The following is a 23,406-nucleotide window of genomic DNA, read 5'->3' as shown; positions in this document are numbered from 1 at the left end:
GGCTTCATTCGCCTTCCATCGCGCGTTAGCACAGGGAAAAACGTTTGTCCACCTTGGAACTGCAACCCAAAACCCAAGATTTCACCCGTTTGAGAAGGATAACATAGCTACCCCCTTCATCAGGGCTGTTATATGTTTCTTTTTTTATACCATTAGGGCGTTTTTAACAAATCCGCAGGAAATGCGAGCGTGAACAACTACCGTTCACCGATTTGTTTGGTATTTTTCCTTGCCTTTGTACGACGTTCACTCTAGCTGTTATGCCAGCTTTAGCAGGGTAAAGTGTCCCAGAGACCCACAGAAACTGCAGGGCGGCCCCGGGATTTCCCCCGGGGCCGCCCTGTGGCGTGGCTAGTTATTTAGCTTTGATTGCCGCTTGGCATTAAGCGGCTGCGGCGACCCTGTCGGCCGCGGCCTTTTTGCTGTCGCCGTGACCCTGGCCCTCAAAATGCTTGTAGCACCAGCTGGTGACCAGCGGGGTCAAAATGGCCGTCACGATGGCGCACGCTGCAACCTGCGCCGTAGCCGTCGCGAGCACGGCGCCACCGTACATGGCCTCGTTGACACTCGCCATGGCGGCAGGCGTGGCCACATTGGCTCCGGCGCAGCTCGAAATGGCCGCACCTGCGACACCCGTGCCGCCCGTGAACTTATCGACCGCGATGACGGGAATTGCAAAGACCACCGAGCAGATCACGCCGAGCAGGATGCCGGGAAGACCGCCGTTGATGAGCTGGCCAAAGGTCATGGTCGAGCCCATGGCAAAGAAGACGAGCACGATGATGGCGGAAAGTGCCGGAGCCATCATCTTCTTAAAGCTCGGGAAGAGGTTACCCAGAATAATGCCGACGACGATCGGCAGGATGGCGCCCACGAGCGACCAGCCGATCGGAGCCTGGCCAGCAGCGCCGAGCACGATCATTGTGACCGGAGGGCCGACAACGAGTGTGGTGATGGCGACGGCGCCACGTTCGGCCTCGTTGCCCATGGTGCCCATCAGACCAGCGTACATAGCGTTGTTGGCGCCGGTGCAAGCCGCCAGCATCACCATGGCAGAGATGCCAAACAGGTTGTCGTTGAATACATAAAGGATGAGCAGCGACACGGCAACGACCACGATCTGCTTGACAGCGATGATGATGGCGCCGCGTGCAGCGGCGGCAGGAGCACTTTTAAACGAAATCGTCGTACCGACGATGAGCAAAAAAGCGCCCACGAGCGGGCTTGCACCCAGCTGGGTCATGCCAAGCGTAAAGCTGCCGAGCGTTTTGAACAGGTCGGGGAATAGCGTGTTGAGCAAGCAGCCCAGCAAAAGCGGCACCAAAATATTGGCGCCCGGGATGGAGGACATCTTAAAGAACGGCTCCTTTGCAGCCGGCGCCTCCACCGCAGTCGATTCACTCATATATATCTCCTTTGGATGCATGCGAATCGTAGCCGCACGCGCCTATGTCAGAAAGAAGGCGACAACCCCGATTCGCCAGGGTCGCCGCCAAACGATTACCGCGGGGTATTACCCGTCCAGGACGATGCCGCCGTCGCAGTCACCGATCTCGCCGTTCACGAAGCTGGCGAGGTCGGAAGCGAAGAACAGCACCATCTGCGCAGGCTCGCTGGCCTGGGCGGCGCGGCCCAGAGGAATACCGTTGATGATGCGCTGAGAGTTCTCGTCAGAAAGGATCGACGTCATGTCGGTAAGCGTGAGCGACGGGCACACAGCGTTGCAGCGGATGCCGAACTTACCGCCCTCCTTGGCGACCGCCTTGGTAAGGCCGTTGACACCGGCCTTGGAGCTCGCGTAGGCCGCGGTGCCGAGCAGGCCGCCGCCGATCTTGCCAGCAACGGAGCTCACGTTGACGATAGTGCCGGCATGTGCCGCCTTAAAGTGCGGGTACACGGCATTCATCATGGTAAAGGTGCCGTTGAGGTTGATGTCGATGGTGCGACGCCACTCGGTGTCGTCGATCTCGTCAAACTTCTTGGTGCTGATGACACCGGCGCAGTTGATCAGGATGTTGGTTTGCGGCAGGTCCGTAAAAATCTGCTCGACGGTCTCGCGCGCCTTGGGCGCATCGGCGACATCGAGCTGATAGAACTTGTTGCCCTCGCCAAGCTCGGCCACAGCCGCCTCGCCCTTAGCAGCGTTCCTTGCGATGAGCGCGACGTGTCCGCCGCCCGCAACGATACCCTTGGCAATCTCGAGGCCAATGCCCTGAGTGCCACCGGTAACGATCGCGGTTTTACCCGTGAAGTCAAATGCCATGACTCCAACCCCCTTGATTCAGATGTCTCCTTGCGGGAAGTTGGAGCATCGCACATGGCGATAAATGAGTCCCAGTCGTCATGGTGGTGACAACCCCTCGCCTAACCGCGGGCATGATAGTTCTTTGAAACGCTTCAGCAATTGAATTATTTTAAGTCTTTATGCGCTCTTAATATTGCCCACTGCATGAGGCCCGCATATGGGGGTATCATCTTCTACCAAAAATAGTTTCTAGTGTTAGGGGTTTTCGGTGAAAGATACCGATTTCCGTGAACTTGGGCGTCAGCTCCTTACCGAGTTCGGCAGTATGCATCAGCGCATTTCGCGCTTTGCGGACAAAGCCCTCAGTGGTGAGATGGCCGTCATGCGCGCCCTCATGCTCGCTGGCGGTTCGCTCACGCCAAGCGAACTCGCCGATCGTGCCTGGGTCTCGAGCGCCCGCATCGCCAATATCCTGCGCGCTCTCGAAGCCAAAGGCTGGGTCGAGCGCGAGCACTCAAAGACCGACCGTCGTCGCGTACACGTCACGGTGACCGACAAGGGATTCCATGATCTCGAAATCAAGCATCGGGAATTCGAGGACCGCACCGCGGCCTTCCTCGAGCAGCTCGGCGAAACAGATACCCAAGAGATGGTGCGCCTTCTTAGGCGTGCCAACGAAATTATCGACCGCAATCAAGAAAGGAGAGATGCCGAGTGAGAATTCTCAAGCTCTTTAAAAAGCATGTCCTGGCACTGTTCGCAGCTATCGTACTTATCGTAATCAGCTGCAACGCCGATCTGGCGCTGCCTACGTATATGAGCGACATCGTCGACGTGGGCGTGCAGCAAGGCGGTATCGCCTCGCCCGTACCTGACACCATTCGCACCGAATCGCTCGACGACCTCGAACTCTTTATGAGCGATAAGGACGCCAAAGCTGTGGAGGCCGTGTTTAGCAAGGCGGATAATAACGGCATTCGAACGTACAAGGGCACCGAGGAAGAGCGCGCCGACGGCGGCAAGATTGCCGACATCGTGAGCCTGCCCGAGACCGTCGTCCTTTCGTTCAACCAGGGCATTGACGCCAACTCCATGGATGACATGATGGGTTCGTCCAGCGAGAATAACAACAACGCCGCCCAGGCCATGCCCACCCCCGAGCAGATGGCGGCAATGACGCCCGAGCAGCTCGCCGAGATGCAGCAGAAGGCCGCGGCGGCGCAGAACATGCAAAAGCAGATTGATACCGACGGCGGTAAGATCACCATGAAGAGCCTGCGCCTAGGCGTTGAAGGCGGCCTAATCGACCAGGGCAAGCTCGTCGAGGGCGCCAACGATATGGCGGACAAAATGGGCTCCATGTCGGGTTCCATCGTGACCCAACGCGCCGTGAGCTATGTACAAGACGAGTACAAGGCGCAGGGCATCGACCCCGCCGACGTGCAGAACGCCTATCTGGGCCGCATGGCAACCACGATGTTTGGTCTGTGCCTGATCTCGCTCATCGCCACCATCCTGACCGGCGCCGTGGCCTCGCGCACCGCCTGTTCCATCGCACGCGACCTGCGCCGCGAGACCTTCAACAAGGTTATGCACTTCTCGCCGGCCGAGGTGGGCAAGTTTAGCCAGGCCTCGCTCATCACCCGCTGCACCAACGACATTCAGCAGATTCAGATGGCCGCAACCCTGTTTATCCGCATGTGCCTGATGGCCCCCGTCATGGGCATCGTCGCCGTCATGCGCGTCCTGGCCAACCACACCGGCCTGGAATGGACCATCGCTGTGGCCATCATCGCGGTCTCGGCCGTCGTCGGCGTGCTTATGGGCCTCACCATGCCCAAGTTCAAAAAGATGCAGAGCTTTGTGGACCGCGTGAACCTCACCGCCCGCGAGCTGCTCGACGGCCTTATGCCCATCCGCTCGTTCAACCGCGAGGAGCATGAGCTCGAGCGTTTTGACAAGGCTTCGCTCGACCTAATGACCACGCAGCTCTACACCAATCGTGCCATGAGCTTTATGATGCCGCTCATGATGCTCGTCATGAACTGCATCACCGTGCTTATCGTCTGGTTTGGCGCGCAGGGCGTGTCCGATGGCGTGATGCAGGTCGGCAACATGATGGCGTTTATCTCCTATACCATGCAGATCGTCATGGCGTTTATGATCCTCACCATGGTTTCGGTCATCCTGCCCCGCGCCGAGGTCGCAGCCGAGCGCGTGGAAGAGGTCATCACCTGCCCCACGAGCATCAACGACCCCGCCTCGCCCAAACTGCCCGCCGCCAGCGCACCGCGCGGTGAGCTCACCTTCCGCGACGTGAGCTTCCAGTATCCCGATGCCCGCGCCGACGTCATTAGCGGCGTGAACTTCACCACGCATGCCGGTCAGATGCTCGGTATCATTGGTTCCACGGGCTCGGGCAAGTCCACGCTCGTACAGCTGATTCCGCGCTTATACGACGTCACGGGCGGCAGCATTTCACTCGACGGCATCGACGTGCGCGATATGACCCTTTCCGAGCTTCGCCGCCGCATTGGTTACATCCCGCAGCAGGGGCGTCTGTTCTCGGGCACCGTGGAGAGCAACCTTAAGTTTGCCGGCGACATGGTAAGCGACGAGAACATGCACGAGGCCGCGCGCATCGCCCAAGCCGAGGACTTTATCGCCGAGCGCGAGGGCGGCTACGACTCCCCCATCAGCCAGGGCGGCTCCAATGTCTCGGGCGGTCAGCGCCAGCGTCTGGCCATCGCCCGCGCGTTGGCAAAAAAGCCCGAGGTCCTGGTGTTCGATGACTCGTTTAGCGCCCTCGACTACAAGACCGACGCGCGCCTGCGCGAAGAGCTTGCCAAAAACGTTACCGACGCCGCGCTCGTTGTCGTAGCCCAGCGCATCGCGACCATCATGCACGCCAACCAGATCATCGTGCTCGACGACGGTCACGTGGTGGGCACTGGTACGCACGAGGAGCTGCTGCACAGCTGCCCGGCGTACCTGGAGATCGCACAGTCGCAGCTTTCCGCCGAGGAGCTGGGGCTCACTCAAGAAGAAATTGCAGCCGTTATGGAGGGAGGCGAGCACTAATGGCAGACGAGACCAAGACTCAGATTCCCAAGCCCACCCGCCAGCGCGGTCCCATGGGCCGCATGGGTGGCATGGGCCGCGGCGAGAAGGCCAAGGACTTTAAGGGCGCCATGCGGCAGTTGCTCGGCTATATCGGTCAACACAAGGTTGCCGTGCTTGCCGCCGTCGCCTTTGCCGTGTGCTCGGTCGTCTTTAACATTGTGGGACCCAAGGTGCTCGGCCAGGTTACGACCAAGCTGTTCGAAGGCCTGGTCGCCAAGGTCAACGGTACCGGCGATGTCGACTTTGCCTGGATCGCCAAGACGCTCGGCTTTTTGCTCTGCCTGTATCTGGCAAGCTCTGTTTGCAGCCTCATCCAGGGCTGGCTCATGACCGGCGTCACGCAAAAGATTTGCTACCGCATGCGCAAGGAAATCGCCGCCAAGATCGCTGTCGTGCCGATGAGCTACTTTAACGGACACAGCAAGGGCGATGTGCTCAGCCGCATCACCAACGACGTCGATACGCTGGGTCAGTCGCTCAACCAGAGCGTGACGCAGCTCATCACGTCGGTGACGCAGATTATCGGCGTGCTCGTCATGATGCTGTCGATCAGCCTGCCGCTTACCGGCGTCACCGTGCTCACACTGCCGGCCGCCGCGATTATCCTGACCGTGATGATTCATTTCTCGCAGCCGTACTTCCGCGAGCAGCAGCAGGTCCTGGGCACCGTCAACGGCATTATCGAGGAGGACTTTGCCGGCCAGAACGTCATTCAGGTGTTCGACCGCGCCGAGGCCTCAATCGAAGAGTTCGACCGTCAAAACGACCGCCTCTTTATTAGTGGCTGGCGCTCGCAGTTCCTGTCGGGCCTGATGATGCCGCTTATGAGCTTGGTGGGCAACATGGGCTACGTGGGCGTGGTCGTGGTGGGCGCACAGCTCGCGCTGACCGGCAATGCCACGCCCGGCGACATCCAGAGCTTTATCCAGTACGTTCGCAACTTTACGCAACCCGTGCAGCAGCTGGGCAACGTGAGCAACACGATGCAGTCTATGGCCGCTGCCACCGAGCGCGTCTTTGAGTTCCTGGCCGCGCCCGAGGAGGAGCAGAAGGCCGACGCGCAGATTCCCGAAAAGCGCCCTGGCCATGTGGAGTTTGACCACGTCAAGTTTGGCTACACGCCCGACAAGACCATCATCCACAACTTTAGCTGCGAGGCACAGCCCGGCCAGACCATCGCCATCGTCGGTCCCACCGGCGCCGGCAAGACCACGCTCATTAAGCTGCTACAGCGCTTCTACGACGTGGACGGCGGCTCGCTGCGCGTCGATGGCGTCGACGTACGCGATTGGGACCGCGCGGCACTGCGCGGCGAGTTTGCCATGGTGCTGCAGGATACGTGGCTGTTTAACGGCACCATCCGCGAGAACATCCGCTACGGACGCCCCGATGCAAGCAATGCCGAGGTCGAGGCCGCTGCACGCGCTGCACGCTGCGACCACTTTATCCATACGCTCGCCGGCGGTTACAACTTTATGATCAACGAGGAAGGCACCAACCTTTCGCAGGGCCAACGCCAGCTCGTGACCATTGCCCGCGCCATTTTGGCCGACCGCCCGGCGCTGATTTTGGACGAGGCGACATCCAACGTCGATACCCGCACCGAGGAGCTTATTCAGCGCGCCACGGATGCGCTGATGCAGGGCCGTACCAGCTTTGTTATCGCACACCGCCTGTCCACGATCCGCAACGCCGACGTGATCTTGGTAATTCGCGACGGCGACATCGTCGAGAAGGGCACGCACGACGAGCTGCTCGCCCAAGGCGGCTTCTACGCCGACCTGTACAACTCGCAGTTCGACGAAGCGGCGTAAATTCTGCCGCAGGGAACGAATAACACCCGAGAACGGGGGCGCAGGACAACCTGCGCTCCCGTTTTTTGTTCTGCGACCCTCAAACCGCCTCCCCTGGGACCAAATTGACGACCTCTTCCAAGCCACGTGGCATCATTCCATTCCAGGGTCAGTTGACGTTTGGCCAGATAAAACCTGCCAAAATAAACCTGTCCCTTTTTGGCAGGTTTTGGGGTGACGAGGGCTTGCACTTTAGCGTGCGACAGCGGATAATGCCGAGCATTCGACAATGCACACTTTGTCTTATTTGATTGAGGAGGCCCCGTATGGCCATGGAATTCAAGCGTAGGTTGCCGATCCCCATGGAAATCCGCGAGGAAATGCCGCTTTCCGCCGATCTTACCGCCAAAAAACAGGCATTCGACGCCGAGGTCGCCAAGGTCTTTACCGGCGAGGACGCGCGCAAGGTGCTCATTATCGGCCCGTGCTCTGCCGACCGCGAGGACTCGGTGCTTGAGTACATGAGCCGACTGGCCAAGGTCGCCGAAGAGGTCAAGGACAAACTCATCATCATTCCGCGCGTCTATACCAACAAGCCGCGCACCAAGGGCACTGGCTACAAGGGCCTGCTGCACAACCCCAACCCCGAGGCGCCCGACGACCTGCTCGAGGGCGTCAAGGCCATCCGCCATATGCACCTGCGCGTCATCGAGGAGACCGGTTTCTTTACCGCCGATGAGATGCTCTACCCGTCCAACTACCAGTACCTCGTCGACCTGCTGAGCTACGTCGCCGTGGGCGCGCGCTCGGTCGAGAACCAGGAGCATCGTCTGGTGTCGAGCGGCATTTCGGTGCCTGTGGGCATGAAGAACCCCACCGCCGGTTCCACCACCGTTATGCTCAACTCCATCTACGCCGCCCAGGCACGTCAAAGCTTCATCTTCCGCAACTGGGAGGTCGAGTGCGACGGCAATCCGCTCGCGCACGCCGTCATGCGTGGCTACATTGGTCTCGACGGTCGTACCTACCCCAATTACCACTACGAGCATCTGGAGCGTCTGGCTGAGCGCTATACCGAGCATGCCGGCTACGCCAACCCGGCAGCGGTCATCGACTGCAACCACGACAACTCGGGCAAGCGCCCGCTGGAGCAGCACCGCATCTGCAAGGAGGTGCTCGACAGCTGCCGCCGCAACGAGTCCATCTCCAAGCTGGTCAAGGGCTTTATGATCGAATCCTACCTGGAGGACGGTAACCAGTCTGTCGACGGCGGCGTCTTTGGCAAGTCCATCACCGACCCGTGCCTGGGCTGGGAAAAGACCGACTACCTCATCCACGAGATCGCAGAACGGGTTTAGTTACGCGGTTTTACCAAACCGCGTAACTACTCGACGCTGCGCGGGCCGCATTTGGACAATCTGACGCTCAACTTCAAGGGCGCGACCAGAAGGTCAGCGCCCTTTCGTTTCACGTCACCTTGTCTCAAATGCGGCCCGCTCGCTGTCCGTCCTCTACCTGCGGCGCCGTCTTGCTCCGAACGCGACAGTTAGGGACGTTCCTTTTCTGCCGGCAGTCTGGGACATTCCTTGGGGTAGTCGTTGGGGACGCTCTTGTTTGACTAGTCGTTTAAGAACGTCCCCCATGACCACCGCAAAAAAGCGCCGCCGCGGACGCTCACGCATCCGCGGCGGCCTGCACTAAATTGCGACGACGGCTGGCGCCCTAGCGTTCTACCGAGCAGATCGTCCGCTCTTTACCTCGATCGACCGATTATCCCTCGTATACGATACGGCCATCGGAGACAGTGAACAGAATCTTGGTATCGGAGATCTTCTTGGGATCGCAATGAAGAATGTCTTGATCGAGCACCGTGATGTCGGCGAGCTTGCCCACCTCGAGCGTACCGATTTTATCCTCCATGTAGTTCTCGAAGGCAACGTTTTTGGTATATGCCTCGAGCGCCTGATATGCCGTGATGGCCTGCTCGGGCCAACGGTACATATCGGTGTCCTCCTCCTCGGGATACGGGCTGTTGCGCGTAACGGCCACCTCGATCTCCTCGAGCGGCGCATAGCCGGTGACCGGGCCATCGCTCGCACCGGAGATAAAGCAGCCGGCCTCGAGCATATTCTTGACGGGGTAGAACTTCATGGCGCGATCCTCGCCCACAAAGGCGATCTCGAGGTCGCACAAAGGATCGTGATACATCCACAGGAACTGCAACGCGCACACGATGTCGAGATCGACGACGCGCTGAATGTCCTCGTCGGTGATTGCACACACATGCGTCATGGTGTTGCGGCGATCATCGCGCTCACCGTTCTCCTTGACGCAGCGCTCGTAGGCATCGAGTGTATTGTGGACGGCGCCATCTCCGATCGCGTGAACATGAATCTGAACACCCTCTTTGTCGAGGGCGGCCACCATGTCGCTGAACTCCTGCTGATCCCAGACGGACTCGCCGTGCCAGTTATCGCCCTTACCGGCGGCGGAGGTATATGGCTCGAGCATCACGGCGCTGCCGCCCTCGGTAACGCCATCGGAGTAGATCTTAACCGTACCGGTAGAGATCATGTTGCTATCGAACTTCTTGAGGTCCTTCACGGTTTTAATGGCCTCTTCAGCCGTAATGCCGGGCCTAATGGTAGGAAGTACTCGCATGCGCAGGTTAAGCTTGCCATCTTTCTCAAGGTCAGTATAGAACTGGCAATCCTGTGCCGTAGAATCTCCCACGACGCTTATGTTGGTAATGCCGGTGATGCCGTATTTCGTAGCCACCTGCTGGTACTTGTCGATAGCGTTCTCAAGCTCCTTGTCCGTATGCTCGACGGAGACAACCTCCCTCACCATACCTGCAGCAGAATCAATCAAGTAGCCAGTCGCCTCGCCGTTTGCATCGCGGGTGATGATGCCGCCCGTGGGGTTGGGGGTATCGTTATCGATGCCCGCAAGCTCGAGCGCACGGCTGTTGACCCACACCGAATGATAGGAAACATCGGTCAGCATGATGGGCTTATCGGAGCAGATCTCATCGAGGATGGACTTGTTGGGGCCGGGATTGGTGCCATCCTCTTGCTCGAAGGCGTTGATCATGAACGAGCCGCCAACGTAAGCCTCATCATCGGGATGCTTGGTTACAAAATCACTGACCGCCTTCTTATACTCATCGATCGTGGTAGCCTTGGTAAGATCGATTTCGTACAGCGCGGTCACCCAGTTGCCCGGAGCGTGGATATGGCCGTCCATAAAGCCGGGGATCACCATACCGCCATCAAGATCGATGACGCGCGTGTTGTCATCGATGTACTCGTCAACACCGGAGTCTTCGCCTACATATACGATCTTGTTGCCCGAGACAGCCAGGGCGGCCGCGGTGTCGCCCTCTTTGACCATCGTCTGAATCGTGCCGTTACGAAAGACGATGGATGCCTTGTCGGAACTCGCGCTGCCGGCGCTTCCGGCATTTGAAGAATTGTTGGCGCAACCGGCGGCACCCACCGCAACAGCCGCGGCGCCCAACGTGCTCAGGCCGAGAAAGCTTCTACGGGAAACGGGGGGGATAGAGGTCTTCATATAACCCACCTTTCAGTTGACATCGCCGCGCTTTCGCGACGCTTGGTATCACCTGAATAGCACCCCCGGGTATAAACTTGTCTGCACAAACGGGGTTATTGCCGTAAGCGGAGGCTTATATCCCCTATAACCCTGCCTTTAACCTGCCCAAAAGCTCTGAAGAAGCTCGGACCGCGATGAGACACCGCATTTACGGAATATCGTGTGAACATGCGATTTGACCGTGCCGACAGAGATAAACAATTCATTCGCTATGGCGCGGTTATCCTGGCCATCGAGCAGAAGGTCGAGCACTTCGCGTTCACGCGCGGAGATATCGTGCTGGTCGCAGAATGCCGAGAAGCGGACCTCCGCAATCTGCTTGGCAGAGGTGCCAGACGTTGTGGGCGGAGCAGAAAAGCGCAACGACAAGATCCGCGACGCCGCACGAACGGTATATATCGCGGCCACCACGCTCATGATGTTCTCTGGGATGTTTCTGCCGTAGGCAAAATACAGGTAATCAATGACTTCGATCCGCCCAATATTCAGCCCGAGAACGCGTACATCCTCGATCAGAACAAACACCGTCAACACAGCCATCACAATAAGAAACCTGCCGTAGCGTGCATAGAAGCTCTTTCGCGCCAACGGCTTGCTTTTGCGGTAGCAGACGAAAATCATGCCAAACGCCACGAACATGAACAAGGAGCGCAACGCATAAAATGCGAGTTGTTTGATTGAATCGGGCTGCAAAACAAGCGACATGGCCTCGAAAGCAGAAAAGACGATGCAGGGCACGAGCATGTGAAGCCGGCTCGTCTTGTTTACGATCGCCAATGCAAATGCCCACATGCTCGCCATGATTCCAATCGATAGGACGAGTTTCGTTATGGGGTGAGTCATGGGAAATTGGCTGCTGAGGATATCTGCCATCATCTTACTGCCCTGATACTCATCGAGGAATACGAGGGCGCTTTCGAGCATGTCGAAGAAAAAGAAGGCCGAGACCGTCAAGTAGCTTGTTCGATGTGAGACGAGGTATGCGCATACCGATACGCACACCGCCACCATGCAAACCAAGACGAATGTGATTCCGTAGAAGAAGTAGAACGTACTCACTACCGGGCCTTTCGCTTATTGATATGTGCTAAGGATAAACTTTACGCCAAAGACATGCAGATCGCTGTCTTCAGCGCAAAATCCAGCCAAAGAAAGGAAGGGTGGAAGACGCATATCCCCCACCCCAGCGCATGGGCGAAACTAGCCGGTGATGCGGGTGCCGGAGAGGCCGGCCATGGTCTCGGCGATGGTAGTCGTTGGGGACGTTCTTGTTTGACTAGTCGATTAAGAACGTCCCCAAAGACTACCCAAAATGAGAGTGGATAATCTCCCGTTTTTGGCCTATATCAGCGCTAAAAGCGGGAGATTATCCACTCTCGTCGAGCGGGCGTCCGATAATCCACTCTCATTCTCTCTTGGAACCCTCCGTCCCCGAGGAATCGAGGCTCGTCTGCCGAATGGTCGATGCGGCCGCCCTGCGTCCATGTCACACTCATAGATGGCCTGACCCAACTTGGAAGGAGCCTCCATGAGCCTTGAGAACGTAGCCCTGCGCGCCGCCACGCTTGATGACCTGACCGGCATCGCCGCCATCTACAACCAGCTGTGGTGCAACACGCTGCGCAACCGCGGCGACGTCGAAGCCGCCGATTTCTGCGCACGCTTTAACATCGCCATGCAGCTGCAGCGTTCCCCCATCGCACTCGTCGCCGAGGCCGAGGGCCGCATTATCGCCGCCTGCTGCATCGGCATCTTCGAGGACGGCAAGGCGCGCACCAATCCCACCTGGGAGACCTGTTACGACGAGCTGTTTATCCAGGCAACCGAGATGGCAAAGACCGCCGATGCCAAGCTCGAGGGCTCGCTCTTTGGCGACAGTCGTGAAAAGGCCACGGCCGACCGCTTTGCCGCCACGGGCAACGAGTATGCCCAGGGCCAGCTCAACCTGATCATCATTGCGCCCGACTGGCAGGGCAAGGGACTCGGCCGCGAGCTCATCGACCTTGCGCGCGCTGAGCTCGCCAAGGCAGGCTGCACCAAGTTCTTCCTGATGAGCGACTGCAACGCCGACTGGCAGTTCTACGAGCACCTCAACATGAAGCGCATCCTAGAAGATCACAGCCAGGACACCGGCGACGGCTTTATCGTCTACATGTACGGAGGCGACACGCAGGATTAGCCCGCACATCCAAGCCGCACGGCCCGCCGTTCAGCTGAAACCACCACACAAAAAGTCCGCCGACCATTGAAGTCGGCGGACTTTCGCGTGCGGACAATCAAGCGCTGTTCACCATGGAACTGCTATTTACAGCGCGCCTTAGGCTGCTGCTGGGTGATGCAGTGGATGTTGCCGCCGCCGTAGATAACTTCACGGGTCATGATACCGATGACTTCGCGGTCCGGATAAGCAGCTTGGATATCTTTGAGCGCCTGGGCGTCATTGGGATCGCCGAACTGCGGTACAAGCACCGCACCGTTGATGGGCAGGAAATTGAGATAGCTCGGTTCGAAAGCGTCCTCGGGAGTACGCGGCAGCACGCCTTCGACGGGATCGATCGTGCTGGCCTCTTCTTCGGTCATATATACCGATGTCGCAGGCATGATCACCTTGTGGATCTTGAGCTTGCGACCCTTGGCATCCGTGGCCTCGGAGAGCGTCTTGTACGCCTCCTGGCACTCCTTGTAGAACTTGTGGTTGGGATCGTCGGTCCACATGCAGCAGACTTCGCCGGGCGCACTAAAGCATGCGACGTCGTCCACATGGCCGTTCGTTTCGTACGGATCGATTCCGTCCTTGATCCAGATAACCTTCTCGATACCGAGATACTCAGAGAGCTTCTCCTCAATCTGCTCCTTGGTGTACTGCGGGTTGCGGTCCTCGTTGAGCAGACACATCTCGGTGGTCACGACGGTGCCTTGACCATCACAGTTGAACGAGCCGCCCTCGAGGATGTAATCCTCGGGACGATAACGGTTAACCTGCTCAAGCTGTGCCACCTGCAGGCCAATGGAAGCGTCCTTGTCCCACGGGAAATACAGGCCGTCAATGAAACCGCCGTAAGCATTAAAATGGAAGTGCGAAAGGGCCACCTCACCATTGTCATTAACGAGGAATGCCGGGCCGGGGTCGCGAATCCAGCTGTCGTTGTACTCCATGTGGATAACGCGCACGTTCTCAACGCCGTCGAAGATCTCACACACCGCGGGGAAGTCTTCGGTGTTGACGCCCACAGTGATGGGCTGAAAGCGTGCAACGGTCTTGATGATCTCGGTGAAGACCTTCTGCGCCGGCTTGGCGCCGCAGCGCCACACGTCGGAGCGGTGCGGCCATAGAATCCAGGTGCGCTCCTGCTCCTCATACTCACCGGGCATATAGAACCCGTCCTTCTTAGGCGTGGATTCACTCTCGTAGATTGTCTTCATTTCAAGCTCCTAAATCTCGGTGCTTTTGCTTGACGAGACCATGATGCGGCCGCACCGAGATGTCCTCAATGGTCCCTCGAGCCCCTTTCAGCGACCGACGGTATACCATTCGCTGACCTAAAGTTCTATTCAGGCCGAGAACATGACATACTGGGTTCCACAATGGAAAGGACGCCCTATGCCCCCATGCAATAAACAGCAGACTATTGAGTTGGACGGTACGACCTGGACTGCTCTCAACGAGCTCGCGCTTGCAATCCACGCATCACACGGTATTGATAAGCTGCAAAAGGAGACCCTCGAGGGAACGACAGGGCTCGTGCCCCATCGGATCGCCATGTTCGACCTGATCGAGGCGGCGGGCAGTGATGCCCCACGCTACGTCCACCCCGCAAGCAGCGGAATGGACGACCGCGCACTGAGCGACTACTACAACCGCTACGCCGCGATGGACTATACAACATGGAGCTTTGACCTACATAAGGTCGGCGTTTACCGCGACCTCGACCTCGTCGACGTCGAGCGACGCGATGCCACGCCCATCTATCGCAAATGGATGGAACCGCAGGGCGTCTACTTTGGCTGTACGGCCACGCTCGCGCACAACGACAGCCCGCTAGGAAGCATCGCCCTGTTTCGCGAACGCACGGCTGGAGACTTTACCGACACCGAGCTCGCAATCCTGCTCGAAATCGCTCGGCACGCGAGCCTCGCGCTCGCCAACCTCTATCCTCGGGGCATTAAACTCACCCAGACCGAAGACACAAACCAGCTGAATGCTTTCATTGCAGAACATAATATCCAACCGCGCGAAGCCGAAGTCATGCGGCTCATGCTCGACGGCAAAACGAACAAACAGATGGCAAACGAGCTATTCATAAGCGAGTCGACCGTAAAGAAGCACGTCAACGCCATCTATCGCAAGCTCGGCGTCAGCAACCGACTGGGCCTTATGACTGCCGCGCAAAACATCCTGCGATAAAAAAGGCGCCCTCCATACGGAGAACGCCCTTTGATTTCGCCATTTGAATTAGTGTCGGCTCTGGCTCAAAGAGTAGACGGGGTCATTTTGGTAGATTTTATCTGGGTAAACGCCGATACGACACCCAAACCTCTACGGAAGGAACAGGCACTTATGTGGTGGTTCAGAAAGGAAACGGCCCGCTCCGGCGGTTTATCTCAATCTGTAACAAGTAGAGGCGATTTATTAAGCTAGACGTTACAGATTGAGACGTTGAAGATAGCGCAGAAATAGCCGTCGCATTTGTGTTGGTTTTGAACTCTCCGCGACGGGATGCTAGACTGGCGACGTATACATTCGCGCCAGAACACGGGTCGCATGAAGAAAAGGAGATGCCATGGCGCCTATCGCACCGCTCAAGATGCTCGTCGCTCCTGCCGCCAAGGCCATCGCCCGCCTGAGCGACTCACTCACCTACGACGATGTCCCCTGTCTTGTCGACGAACGTACGGACAGCTGCCCTTACCTGGGACACGTCCCCTACTTTGCGCCTAAACTCGCTTCTGACCCCGAGCACCGCGAGCGGTAATCCAAGATGCAGCAAGCGCCGCGCAGCTCGCGGCGCTACTGTTTTGGTGCAAAGAAACCTGTCCCCCTTGCACCAACGCCGGGATTATCGACGCTGCGGCCGCGGCGCGATATGAGGCGCGAGACCTCGCCCAACAACACACCGATTACCACGCCCACGAGAATCGGCAACTTTGTCATCTCGGCGGGTGAGCTGTTGAGCGGCACAATCGTGGCGACAATCGAAAGCACAAGCTCCACCACGGGAATCGCAAGTGCCACCGCGAGCACCTTGCCCTCGAAGGGCGCGCGGAACACGCGTGGGCGATCGTCGTATTTGCGCAGGCGCCAAAACGCCGGGAACATCGGAATATAGCTCATAAGCAGGAAGACGACGTTCATCGAGAAGAAAACCCAAAAGACGTCGGAGCCCTCGCCCAGCGGAATCTGAAGCAGTAGTACCAGGCTGGCAAAACAACCGTTAATGAGTGCCGAGCCATTGGGCATGCCGGTCTTCTTGGACACCAGCGCAAAGGGACGCGGCATATTGCCGTGACGCGCGGCATAGCTCGCCACGTTGTTGACGCCAAAGCTCCAGCAGATCATGTTGGCGAACAGCGTCACCAAAAAGGCCGCGCCCACGACCATCGTCAGCGGATGGCTGCGCCCCAACATGGCGGCGACCGCGTCCACAATGCCCGAATCGAGCGAAAGCCGCTCGGTGGGAACCGCGGCCCCGATGCCGATGCCGCAGATAATGTAGATTGCCGCAATGGCAACGCCACCGGCGATAACCGCCTTGGGGATATCACGCGACGGGTTTTTCATCGTGCTGGCAAAGGTCGCGACCACTTCGAAGCCCATAAAGTTGAACAGGATGATGGATAGGTACGTCAACGAATTGGTGTCGCCCAAATCTGGAATGAAGGTCTTAAACGACATGTCGTTGGCAAAGCCGTTATTGCAGGCAAACCAGATGCCGACGATTCCCACCACGGCGGTAATGAGCACCTTGATGACGGCACCGCCGTCCATGACCCAATCGGCCTCGGCCACCGGGTGCATCGCCATGACCGTGACGCCCCACACAAAGGCAAGCTCGATGGCAATTCGGGCCCCAAGCGAAAATTCGATGCCCCATACCGCATTGATGACACTGGGGAACATACAGGCGATACTTGCAACCCACAGTGGAAAGTTGACCCAGTAGCACCAGGAGCAGCAGGCACCCCAACGGTCGCCCAAGCCCAGGCGAACCCAATCGTACAGGCCGCCCTCGGAATCGAACGCCGTACCGAGCTCGGCCACCACCAGACCATAGGGAAGCAAAAACGTAATGATGAGGAAGATCCACCAGAAGAACTGCACGTTGCCCATGGCAGATGCCGGAGCGGCCGCCTCGATGGTAAATACGACGCAGATAACCGAGAGGATGACCTCGAACAGGGAGAACTTTTTACCTGCCATGGCACGCTCCCCCTACAGCAAAAAAGATGGCATCTGCACCGAAGGCGCAGCCCAAGGTAGGGTTACAGGCCGCGTCACCGGTGCAGGTGCCATCCCAAGGAGAAGAAGGGATGCAATTGTTGGACCAACGCTCGCGGAACAGGCGCGTGTAGATGACGATACGCTGGTACATGGATACTCCGATCAAGACGGCCGCGCTCGCGACCGGGAACTTTCGGCAATTGGATACGCGTCCGACCTGGGATATCCAAGCGAACAATTGGCCTAACCCGCAACAGGTCCCAGGCCAGACGGGTATCCAATCGAAGGGGAGGGGCGCTCCGGTGCGGAGGCAGCGGAGCGCCCGGGGAAAGCCCGGCCGGCCGGCCAGGCGGCCCCGTTCGCCTGGCCGGCCGGGCCTCCGGGGTGCGGCGGACTCCCGTGAAGGAGGGGCGCCGCGCCCCGGGAAGCCGGGCTATTAGGCGGACGGCTCCTGCTGCGTGATGCAGTGGATGTTGCCGCCGCCGTAGACGACCTGGTCGGACTTGACGCCCACGCACTTGTAGACGCCCTCGCCCCAGACCTCGTCGTAGATCTCCTGGAGCGTGTCGACGGCCAGCTGGTCGTTCTCGTCGCCGTACTGCGGGACGATGACGCCGTGGTTGGTCACGAGGTAGTTCATGTAGGAGGCGATCAGCGGCTCGTCGGGGACGCGCGGCTCGGCGTTCTCGTCGGCGTCGATGGTGTCGCAGGAGGCCTGGTCCATGTACAGCGGCTTCACGGGCATGCAGAGCTTGTAGACCTTCAGCTTGCGGCCCTTGGCGTCAACCGCGTTGGAGAGGGTCTCGTAGGCGGCGTGGCACTGCTCGTAGAACGGGTACTCGGGGTCGTCGGTCCAGATGCAGACCATGACGCCCGGGGCGATGAAGGTGGCGACGTCGTCGATGTGGCCGTTGGTCTCCTCGGGGTCGATGCCCTCCTTGACCCAGATGACCTTCTCGACGCCGAGGTAGTCCTTGAGGTGCTCGGTCATGTACTCGCGAAGCTCCTCGCTCCAGGGCTCGAACTTCTTGCGGTACTTGGGCCAGAGGGACTCGGGGTCCTCCTCCTCCTCGAGCACCGCGGAGCAGGTGCGGCCGGGGGACAGGAGGCACTGGTCGGTGACGACGAGGGTGCCCTCGCCGTCGACGGTGATGGAGCCGCCCTCGAGGATCATGTCGTCGGGACGGTAGCGGCGGCAGCCGGAGAGCTCGGCCATCTTGAGGGCGATCTGCTCGTCCTTGTCCCACGGGAAGTAGAGGCCGTCGATGAGGCCGCCGTAGCCGTTGAAGTGCCAGTGGTTGGCGCGCTTATCGCCCTTGCCGTTGATGACGTAGGTGGCGCCGGTGTCGCGGAACCAGGCGTCGTCGGTGGTCATCTCGACGACGGTGACGTTCTCGTCGTTCTCGAAGACGGCCTTGCAGTTGGCGTAGTCGACCTGGTTGGCGCACATGTAGACCGGGGTGAACTCGGAGATGGCGCGGGCGATGGCGGCATACTGCTTCTGGGCGGGCTTGGCGCCGTGGGCCCAGGTGTCGGTGCGGTGGGGCCAGCCTATCCACACGCGGTCCTGGGGGGCGAACTCGGCGGGCATGAAGAAGCCGTCGGCCCTCGGGGTGGACTCGGACTCGGTGATCGTACGCATAAGATTTCCTCCAAACCGAACGATCGTCTGCCGCGGGCGGGCTGCCCGCGGCCTAGGACCAAGAGATGGCGGGCGCCCGTCCCCCGGCAGAGGTCGGGGCGCCCGGCGCCGGTTTTCACGGGGTCGCACCGGCGGGCGACGACGTAGCCAGGTGCGCGGAGACGGGACGCACGAGGGATACGGGAGAGGGGTCGGGGCGGTCGGCGGCTGCCGGAGCTATCGCCCGCACCCGCCCCGGGGAATGGTTGGCGGACCTGTCGCCCGGGCACGCCTCCGGAGAGGCCGGGGTGCCCGGAACCGGGGCCCTAGTTCTCCTCGGCCTCCTCGGCGAGGCGCTGGGCGGCCAGCTCGGGGGTGAGGCCCTTGTACTCGGTCTCGCGGCCCTTGGCGCTGACGACGCGGACGACCTCGCCGATGAGCATGAGCACGATGAAGATGATGATCATCGGGACCTTCTCGCCGATCTCGGCGGCGGAGAACGGTGCCAGCGTCGCGACGATGGCCAGGATCAGCTCGATGCAGGGGATGGCCAGCATGACCTTCATCATCGCGCCCTTGAACGGGAACGTGAAGATGCGCTCGCGGTTCGGGTCGTTCTTGCGGAGGTTGAGGAACGCCGGGAACATCGGGATGTAGGTGAGCAGCAGGAAGACGACGGAGGTGCCGAAGAGCATCCAGAAGACGCCGTTGGAGATGGCGTCGACGGGAACGAGCTGCAGGCAGAGGACCAGCGAGGCGACGACGGCGTTGACCAGGTTGGCGCCGTTGGGCATGTCGTCCTCGGAGACCATCGAGGCGAAGACCTTGGGCATGTTGCCGTGCTCGGCGGCGTAGCGGGCGACGGAGTTGACGCCGAAGGACCAGGCGGCCATGTTGGCGAACAGGGTGATCAGGAAGGCGATGCAGATGACCTTGAAGAGCACGGAATCGCCCACCATGGTCTCGACTGCGACGATCATGCCGTAGTCGGGGTCGATGGAGTCGGCCGGGATGGCGGCGCCGATGCCGAAGCCAGCGAACAGGTAGATGGCGCCAATGGTCAGGCCGCCCAGGATGATGGCCTTCGGAATGTCGTGGGTCGGGTTCTCCATGTCCTTAGCGAAGGTGCAGATGACCTCGAAGCCCGTGAAGTTGAAGATGATGATAGACAGGTAGCCCAGGGCGTTGGTGTTGGTGAGCTCGGGCAGGAAGGTGGCGGCGGACATGTCGTTCGCGAAACCGTTCTCCATGGCATACCAGATGCCCAGGGCGCCGACGATGACGGCTACGGCGACCTTGATCAGGGCGCCGCCGTTGAGGACCCACTCGGAGTCGGCCGCCTTGGAGCGGCCCATGAGGTAGACGATCCACACGAAGGCGAGCTCGATACCCATCTTGGCGATCAGGTTGAACTCGACGCCAAAGACCATGCCCAGGATGTCGGGGAACATGGTCGCCAGCGAGGCGATCCACAGCGGGTAGTTGACCCAGTAGTAGTACGAGATGCGGGCGCCCCACTTGTCGCCCAGGCCATCGCGTACCCAGTCGTAAATGCCGCCCTCGCCGTCATAGGTGGTGCCGAGCTCGGCGACGACCATGCCGTAAGGGAGCAGGAAGGTCAGGATCAGGAAGATCCACCAGAAGAACTGCTGGTTGCCAATGGCAGCAGCAGGAGCGGCGGCCTCGCAAACGAAGACGACGCAGATGATGGTCGAAATGACCGTCAGGAAGGAAAGCTTTTTCTTTCCGTCACTCATATTTAATCCTTTGCTCAGTCTTGGACAGATTCGAGGCCCTAAGGTATTAAGAATAGCTTGGGCCTCGGTGAGCGGGCGACAGGAGACGAGCATCCACCGCCCGCAAACGTGCTTTTAGAAGCCTTGAGGCTTAGAGCTGCTCGAGAGCCTCGAGAGCGGCGTGGAGCTCAGCCTTGGCGGAGTACTCGACACCCTCGTCGTTGAGCGGAGTGCGCTTGCCCAGGGCGGCAAGGAGAGCACGGATGGAGTGCTTGCGGTTCTCGGCCTCGACCCAGCACAGGGAGCGCTCGGGATCGTCCATGACCTCGTCGACGACTTCCTCGCCACGGGTGGCCGGCAGGCAGTGCATGAACTTGGAGTTGGGGCCGGCGAAGTTCATCATGTCCATGGTGACCTGATACTTGGGATAGAACACGTCCATGTAGTTCTCGCCCGAGACCTCCTCGTCGTACAGGCCATACCACACGTCGGTGTAGATGAAGTCGGCGCCCTTGATGCACTCGATGTCGTCAGAGATGACAACAGAGCCGCCGGAGACCTTGCAGTTCTCCTCGGCGATGGCCATCATCTGCTTGCCGAACTCGGCGCGCTCCTCGGCGGTGCCAACGTGCAGGCCGCCGTCGGGGATCTGGTGGCCCTTAGGTCCAAACTGGACAAACTTCATGCCGACCTTGGAGGCGATGAACATGAGGGAGACGCAGACCTGGGTGGCATCGCCGATGAAGGCCAGGGTGCAGTCCTCGATCTTCTTGCCCTCGGGGAGGTTCTCGAGCATGGTCATGAGGTCGCCCATCTCCTGCGTGGGATGGTTGAACTCGGACATGCCGTTGATGACGGGCACAGCGGAGCCCTCGGCGAGGCCGACGACGTCCTTGTGACGGTCAACGCGAGCCATCATGATGTCGAGCAGCGAGCCCATAACGCGAGCGGTGTCGCCCAGGGACTCGTGACCGCCGAGCTGGATGGTGCCAGGGCCATAGAACTGAGCATGGCCACCGAGGTCGGTCATAGCGGTCTCGAAGGAAAGACGGGTGCGGGTGGAGACCTGCTGGAAGATCATGCCAAGGCTCTGGTTGCGGAGCAGGTGAGGATAATAACCGTCAACCTTGATGGCCTTCTTCATTGCCAGGCCAAGATCCTCGATAGCCAGGATCTGCTCTTTGGTGAAGTCGTTGGTGTCGATGAAATCCTTAGGCAGTGCCATATCGATTTCCTTTCCGCCGGTCTTGCCGACTTATTTACTGTGAGGCGCTCGTACATCACACCTCGTGTTGACAAGACCATCATTCACCCACGTGCAATTTTTACCTAGTTTATTCGGGATTAAAGACCGTTCACGGAGTTACACCCTCTATAAACCAATATAAACCCGCAGGCAGCGGGCTTGCAGGGGGTTTACCGTCTGGAACCGCGAACGGTATACAGCTATGCTATGTCTGGCGTCTAATCCGCAATGGAACGACCGGCTGAGACAAGTATACCCGTGGGATATAGCGGGCTCCATAAGAGTTCAAATGAGACAGGACGGTGACAAATGGACACGCTCATGTTCTTCTATACCTTAGCGATACTCGTAATCTGTATTGTGACGGCAGTGCTTTCGCTTGCCGCCTACGCCTCGTCCCATCGACGCTTCTTTATCTATGGCAGCGGCGTTTTTATTTGCTACGCCATCGAGATGACCGAGATCTTCTTTTTTGAATACACGTTGCAAAACGAGACTTTTCCGGCCAGCGACTATTACGCAATTACCATGCCTGCGTTTCGGACCCTTGTGGCGACCATTTCACAGGCTTTTATTTGGCTGATTGCCATGGACTTGCTCGATAAGCATTCAAAAAAGCAGTTCACTATCCCCGTCTTAATGTTTTTGCTGTTAGAGTCGCTGACTATCGTCGCTGTCCCCTCCGGCCCCATGCGTCAGTGGCTCTACTACACGATGCGTCAGGTATTCCTTCTCTTTGTGGGACTGTATATCTTTTGGACGGCTCATAAAAGTACGGAGGTTGAGCTGAAGGCACGCGTTAACAACCAGCGAAAGCACCTGATTATCGGCGCTATTCTGGTCGGTTGCATCGTTGCCGAAGATTTCTACAACATCCTTGTCATCCCCATGAGTCTGGCACCCTCTTGGCTGCAGCTTTATCTATCTGAGCGCAACTTTAGCGAGAACGTCTTTGCGTGCTACTTTGCGATTCTGCTGATCATCTACTCATACCACGTGCTTTCAATTCGCATGGAGAAGGCGCCCGAGGAAAAGAACGTCAACGATCTTGATCGACACATCGAAGAGCAAATGCCCTTCTATCGCAACGCCTACAGGCTCTCCAACCGCGAGGCCGAGGTTTTGCGTCTGGTTGTGCTGGGCAAGTCGAACCAAGAGATTGCTGACGAGCTATTCCTTGCCGTGGGCACCGTCAAGACCCACATCCACAACATCCTGGTCAAAACCGAGCAGCAAAACCGAACCACGCTCATCCTCCACTTTTGGAAGCGTTAACCTGCCAAAAAGGGACAGGTTTATTTAACCTGCCAAAAAGGGACAGGTTTATTTTGGTAGGTTTTATCTGGGCAAACGCCAGCCGCCGCAAGAGAGCTGCTTTCCCTTGCGGCGGTCTTCTAGCAGTAAGACCAAGTGAGTAGACTTTTTGCAGGAGGTCGAGCACAGCCCAAAACGCCGCGGCTCTGACCTGCGATTTTATTGAACATTTATCGCGATGTGCTCGGCATATCTAAATAAGTCTACTCACTTGCATCCGAGACGCACCAGATAGGCAAATAACCGCCGCGAAGGAAGGGTTACGCGGTTTTAC

At 58.8% G+C, this 23,406-nt stretch carries 17 protein-coding genes; 8 read left to right on the top strand and 9 right to left on the bottom strand.

Features of this window, described 5'->3' with window-relative positions:
- Nucleotides 1-382 precede the first annotated feature (382 nt).
- Nucleotides 383-1,405 carry a 2-keto-3-deoxygluconate permease gene (locus tag ACQRAP_RS03450; protein ID WP_427794897.1) on the bottom strand — a complete coding sequence of 341 codons (1,023 nt, stop codon included), beginning with the start codon at nt 1,403-1,405 and terminating at the stop codon, nt 383-385.
- A gap of 108 nt (nt 1,406-1,513) precedes the next feature.
- Nucleotides 1,514-2,263, bottom strand: coding sequence for an SDR family NAD(P)-dependent oxidoreductase (locus ACQRAP_RS03445; protein WP_427728112.1), 750 nt, complete (start codon nt 2,261-2,263; stop codon nt 1,514-1,516).
- A 250-nt stretch (nt 2,264-2,513) separates the two neighbouring features.
- Here ACQRAP_RS03445 and ACQRAP_RS03440 point away from each other — a divergent pair, with 250 nt between their 5' ends.
- The 4 genes from ACQRAP_RS03440 to ACQRAP_RS03425 all read left to right on the top strand — a co-directional run bounded on the left by ACQRAP_RS03440 (nt 2,514) and on the right by ACQRAP_RS03425 (nt 8,519).
- Nucleotides 2,514-2,963: a MarR family winged helix-turn-helix transcriptional regulator gene (locus ACQRAP_RS03440; protein ID WP_154514934.1), complete on the top strand. Its 450-nt coding sequence runs from the start codon at nt 2,514-2,516 to the stop codon at nt 2,961-2,963.
- Nucleotides 2,960-5,326 carry an ABC transporter ATP-binding protein gene (locus tag ACQRAP_RS03435; protein ID WP_427728114.1) on the top strand — a complete coding sequence of 789 codons (2,367 nt, stop codon included), beginning with the start codon at nt 2,960-2,962 and terminating at the stop codon, nt 5,324-5,326. Before ACQRAP_RS03440 ends, ACQRAP_RS03435 begins: the two co-directional genes overlap by 4 nt.
- Nucleotides 5,326-7,182 carry an ABC transporter ATP-binding protein gene (locus tag ACQRAP_RS03430; protein ID WP_427794896.1) on the top strand — a complete coding sequence of 619 codons (1,857 nt, stop codon included), beginning with the start codon at nt 5,326-5,328 and terminating at the stop codon, nt 7,180-7,182. Before ACQRAP_RS03435 ends, ACQRAP_RS03430 begins: the two co-directional genes overlap by 1 nt.
- 305 nt (nt 7,183-7,487) lie before the next feature.
- Nucleotides 7,488-8,519 (top strand): 3-deoxy-7-phosphoheptulonate synthase, encoded by a 1,032-nt coding sequence (locus tag ACQRAP_RS03425; protein ID WP_427794895.1) that lies wholly within the window; start codon nt 7,488-7,490, stop codon nt 8,517-8,519.
- Between the two features lie 412 nt (nt 8,520-8,931).
- On the opposite strand, the gene ACQRAP_RS03420 is transcribed toward ACQRAP_RS03425, so the two are convergent.
- On the bottom strand, nt 8,932-10,734 hold the full coding sequence (locus tag ACQRAP_RS03420; RefSeq protein WP_427794894.1) for an amidohydrolase: 1,803 nt from the start codon (nt 10,732-10,734) through the stop codon (nt 8,932-8,934).
- 138 nt (nt 10,735-10,872) lie between these two features.
- Nucleotides 10,873-11,835 (bottom strand): LuxR C-terminal-related transcriptional regulator, encoded by a 963-nt coding sequence (locus tag ACQRAP_RS03415; RefSeq protein ID WP_427748345.1) that lies wholly within the window; start codon nt 11,833-11,835, stop codon nt 10,873-10,875.
- Nucleotides 11,836-12,304: 469 nt separating this feature from the next.
- On the opposite strand from ACQRAP_RS03415, the gene ACQRAP_RS03410 reads away from it, so the two are divergent.
- A complete protein-coding gene (locus tag ACQRAP_RS03410; protein WP_427748344.1) occupies nt 12,305-12,955 on the top strand; it encodes an N-acetyltransferase family protein in 651 nt (216 codons plus the stop codon).
- Between the two features lie 122 nt (nt 12,956-13,077).
- On the opposite strand, the gene aguA is transcribed toward ACQRAP_RS03410, so the two are convergent.
- Nucleotides 13,078-14,199, bottom strand: a complete 1,122-nt coding sequence (aguA, locus tag ACQRAP_RS03405; RefSeq protein ID WP_154514946.1) for an agmatine deiminase — start codon at nt 14,197-14,199, stop codon at nt 13,078-13,080.
- Nucleotides 14,200-14,377: 178 nt separating this feature from the next.
- On the opposite strand from aguA, the gene ACQRAP_RS03400 reads away from it, so the two are divergent.
- Both ACQRAP_RS03400 and ACQRAP_RS03395 read left to right on the top strand, forming a co-directional pair.
- Nucleotides 14,378-15,181: a helix-turn-helix domain-containing protein gene (locus ACQRAP_RS03400; RefSeq protein ID WP_427748343.1), complete on the top strand. Its 804-nt coding sequence runs from the start codon at nt 14,378-14,380 to the stop codon at nt 15,179-15,181.
- Nucleotides 15,182-15,557: 376 nt separating this feature from the next.
- Nucleotides 15,558-15,749, top strand: a complete 192-nt coding sequence (locus ACQRAP_RS03395; RefSeq protein ID WP_427794893.1) for a hypothetical protein — start codon at nt 15,558-15,560, stop codon at nt 15,747-15,749.
- A 35-nt stretch (nt 15,750-15,784) separates the two neighbouring features.
- Here the strand turns inward: ACQRAP_RS03395 and ACQRAP_RS03390 are convergent, their stop codons facing one another.
- The 4 genes from ACQRAP_RS03390 to ptcA form a co-directional block, all read right to left on the bottom strand.
- A complete protein-coding gene (locus ACQRAP_RS03390; protein WP_349117084.1) occupies nt 15,785-17,194 on the bottom strand; it encodes an APC family permease in 1,410 nt (469 codons plus the stop codon).
- Between the two features lie 457 nt (nt 17,195-17,651).
- The gene (locus ACQRAP_RS03385; RefSeq protein WP_154514952.1) at nt 17,652-18,857 is read right to left on the bottom strand and encodes an agmatine deiminase family protein; all 1,206 of its coding nucleotides are present in this window, start codon (nt 18,855-18,857) and stop codon (nt 17,652-17,654) included.
- A gap of 305 nt (nt 18,858-19,162) precedes the next feature.
- Nucleotides 19,163-20,593 carry an APC family permease gene (locus ACQRAP_RS03380; protein WP_427794892.1) on the bottom strand — a complete coding sequence of 477 codons (1,431 nt, stop codon included), beginning with the start codon at nt 20,591-20,593 and terminating at the stop codon, nt 19,163-19,165.
- A gap of 130 nt (nt 20,594-20,723) precedes the next feature.
- On the bottom strand, nt 20,724-21,797 hold the full coding sequence (ptcA, locus tag ACQRAP_RS03375) for a putrescine carbamoyltransferase (protein WP_154514956.1): 1,074 nt from the start codon (nt 21,795-21,797) through the stop codon (nt 20,724-20,726).
- A gap of 330 nt (nt 21,798-22,127) precedes the next feature.
- On the opposite strand from ptcA, the gene ACQRAP_RS03370 reads away from it, so the two are divergent.
- Nucleotides 22,128-23,093 carry a response regulator transcription factor gene (locus tag ACQRAP_RS03370; protein ID WP_427728556.1) on the top strand — a complete coding sequence of 322 codons (966 nt, stop codon included), beginning with the start codon at nt 22,128-22,130 and terminating at the stop codon, nt 23,091-23,093.
- Nucleotides 23,094-23,406 lie beyond the last annotated feature (313 nt).

It is taken from the genome of Collinsella sp. SGI.180, assembly GCF_050313455.1.
Lineage (GTDB): Bacteria > Actinomycetota > Coriobacteriia > Coriobacteriales > Coriobacteriaceae > Collinsella.
The sequence above is the reverse complement of the archived record's forward strand: the minus strand, read 5'-3'. Positions and strand labels throughout refer to the sequence as shown.

What these genes read in the sequence shown, in the direction of transcription:
- ACQRAP_RS03450 (WP_427794897.1), bottom strand. Translation starts at nt 1,405, where the DNA reads ATGAGTGAATCGACTGCGGTGGAGGCGCCGGCTGCAAAGGAGCCGTTC.
- ACQRAP_RS03445 (WP_427728112.1), bottom strand. Translation starts at nt 2,263, where the DNA reads ATGGCATTTGACTTCACGGGTAAAACCGCGATCGTTACCGGTGGCACT.
- ACQRAP_RS03430 (WP_427794896.1), top strand. Translation starts at nt 5,326, where the DNA reads ATGGCAGACGAGACCAAGACTCAGATTCCCAAGCCCACCCGCCAGCGC.
- ACQRAP_RS03425 (WP_427794895.1), top strand. Translation starts at nt 7,488, where the DNA reads ATGGCCATGGAATTCAAGCGTAGGTTGCCGATCCCCATGGAAATCCGC.
- ACQRAP_RS03420 (WP_427794894.1), bottom strand. Translation starts at nt 10,734, where the DNA reads ATGAAGACCTCTATCCCCCCCGTTTCCCGTAGAAGCTTTCTCGGCCTG.
- ACQRAP_RS03410 (WP_427748344.1), top strand. Translation starts at nt 12,305, where the DNA reads ATGAGCCTTGAGAACGTAGCCCTGCGCGCCGCCACGCTTGATGACCTG.
- aguA (WP_154514946.1), bottom strand. Translation starts at nt 14,199, where the DNA reads ATGAAGACAATCTACGAGAGTGAATCCACGCCTAAGAAGGACGGGTTC.
- ACQRAP_RS03400 (WP_427748343.1), top strand. Translation starts at nt 14,378, where the DNA reads ATGCCCCCATGCAATAAACAGCAGACTATTGAGTTGGACGGTACGACC.
- ACQRAP_RS03395 (WP_427794893.1), top strand. Translation starts at nt 15,558, where the DNA reads ATGGCGCCTATCGCACCGCTCAAGATGCTCGTCGCTCCTGCCGCCAAG.
- ACQRAP_RS03390 (WP_349117084.1), bottom strand. Translation starts at nt 17,194, where the DNA reads ATGGCAGGTAAAAAGTTCTCCCTGTTCGAGGTCATCCTCTCGGTTATC.
- ACQRAP_RS03385 (WP_154514952.1), bottom strand. Translation starts at nt 18,857, where the DNA reads ATGCGTACGATCACCGAGTCCGAGTCCACCCCGAGGGCCGACGGCTTC.
- ACQRAP_RS03380 (WP_427794892.1), bottom strand. Translation starts at nt 20,593, where the DNA reads ATGAGTGACGGAAAGAAAAAGCTTTCCTTCCTGACGGTCATTTCGACC.
- ptcA (WP_154514956.1), bottom strand. Translation starts at nt 21,797, where the DNA reads ATGGCACTGCCTAAGGATTTCATCGACACCAACGACTTCACCAAAGAG.
- ACQRAP_RS03370 (WP_427728556.1), top strand. Translation starts at nt 22,128, where the DNA reads ATGGACACGCTCATGTTCTTCTATACCTTAGCGATACTCGTAATCTGT.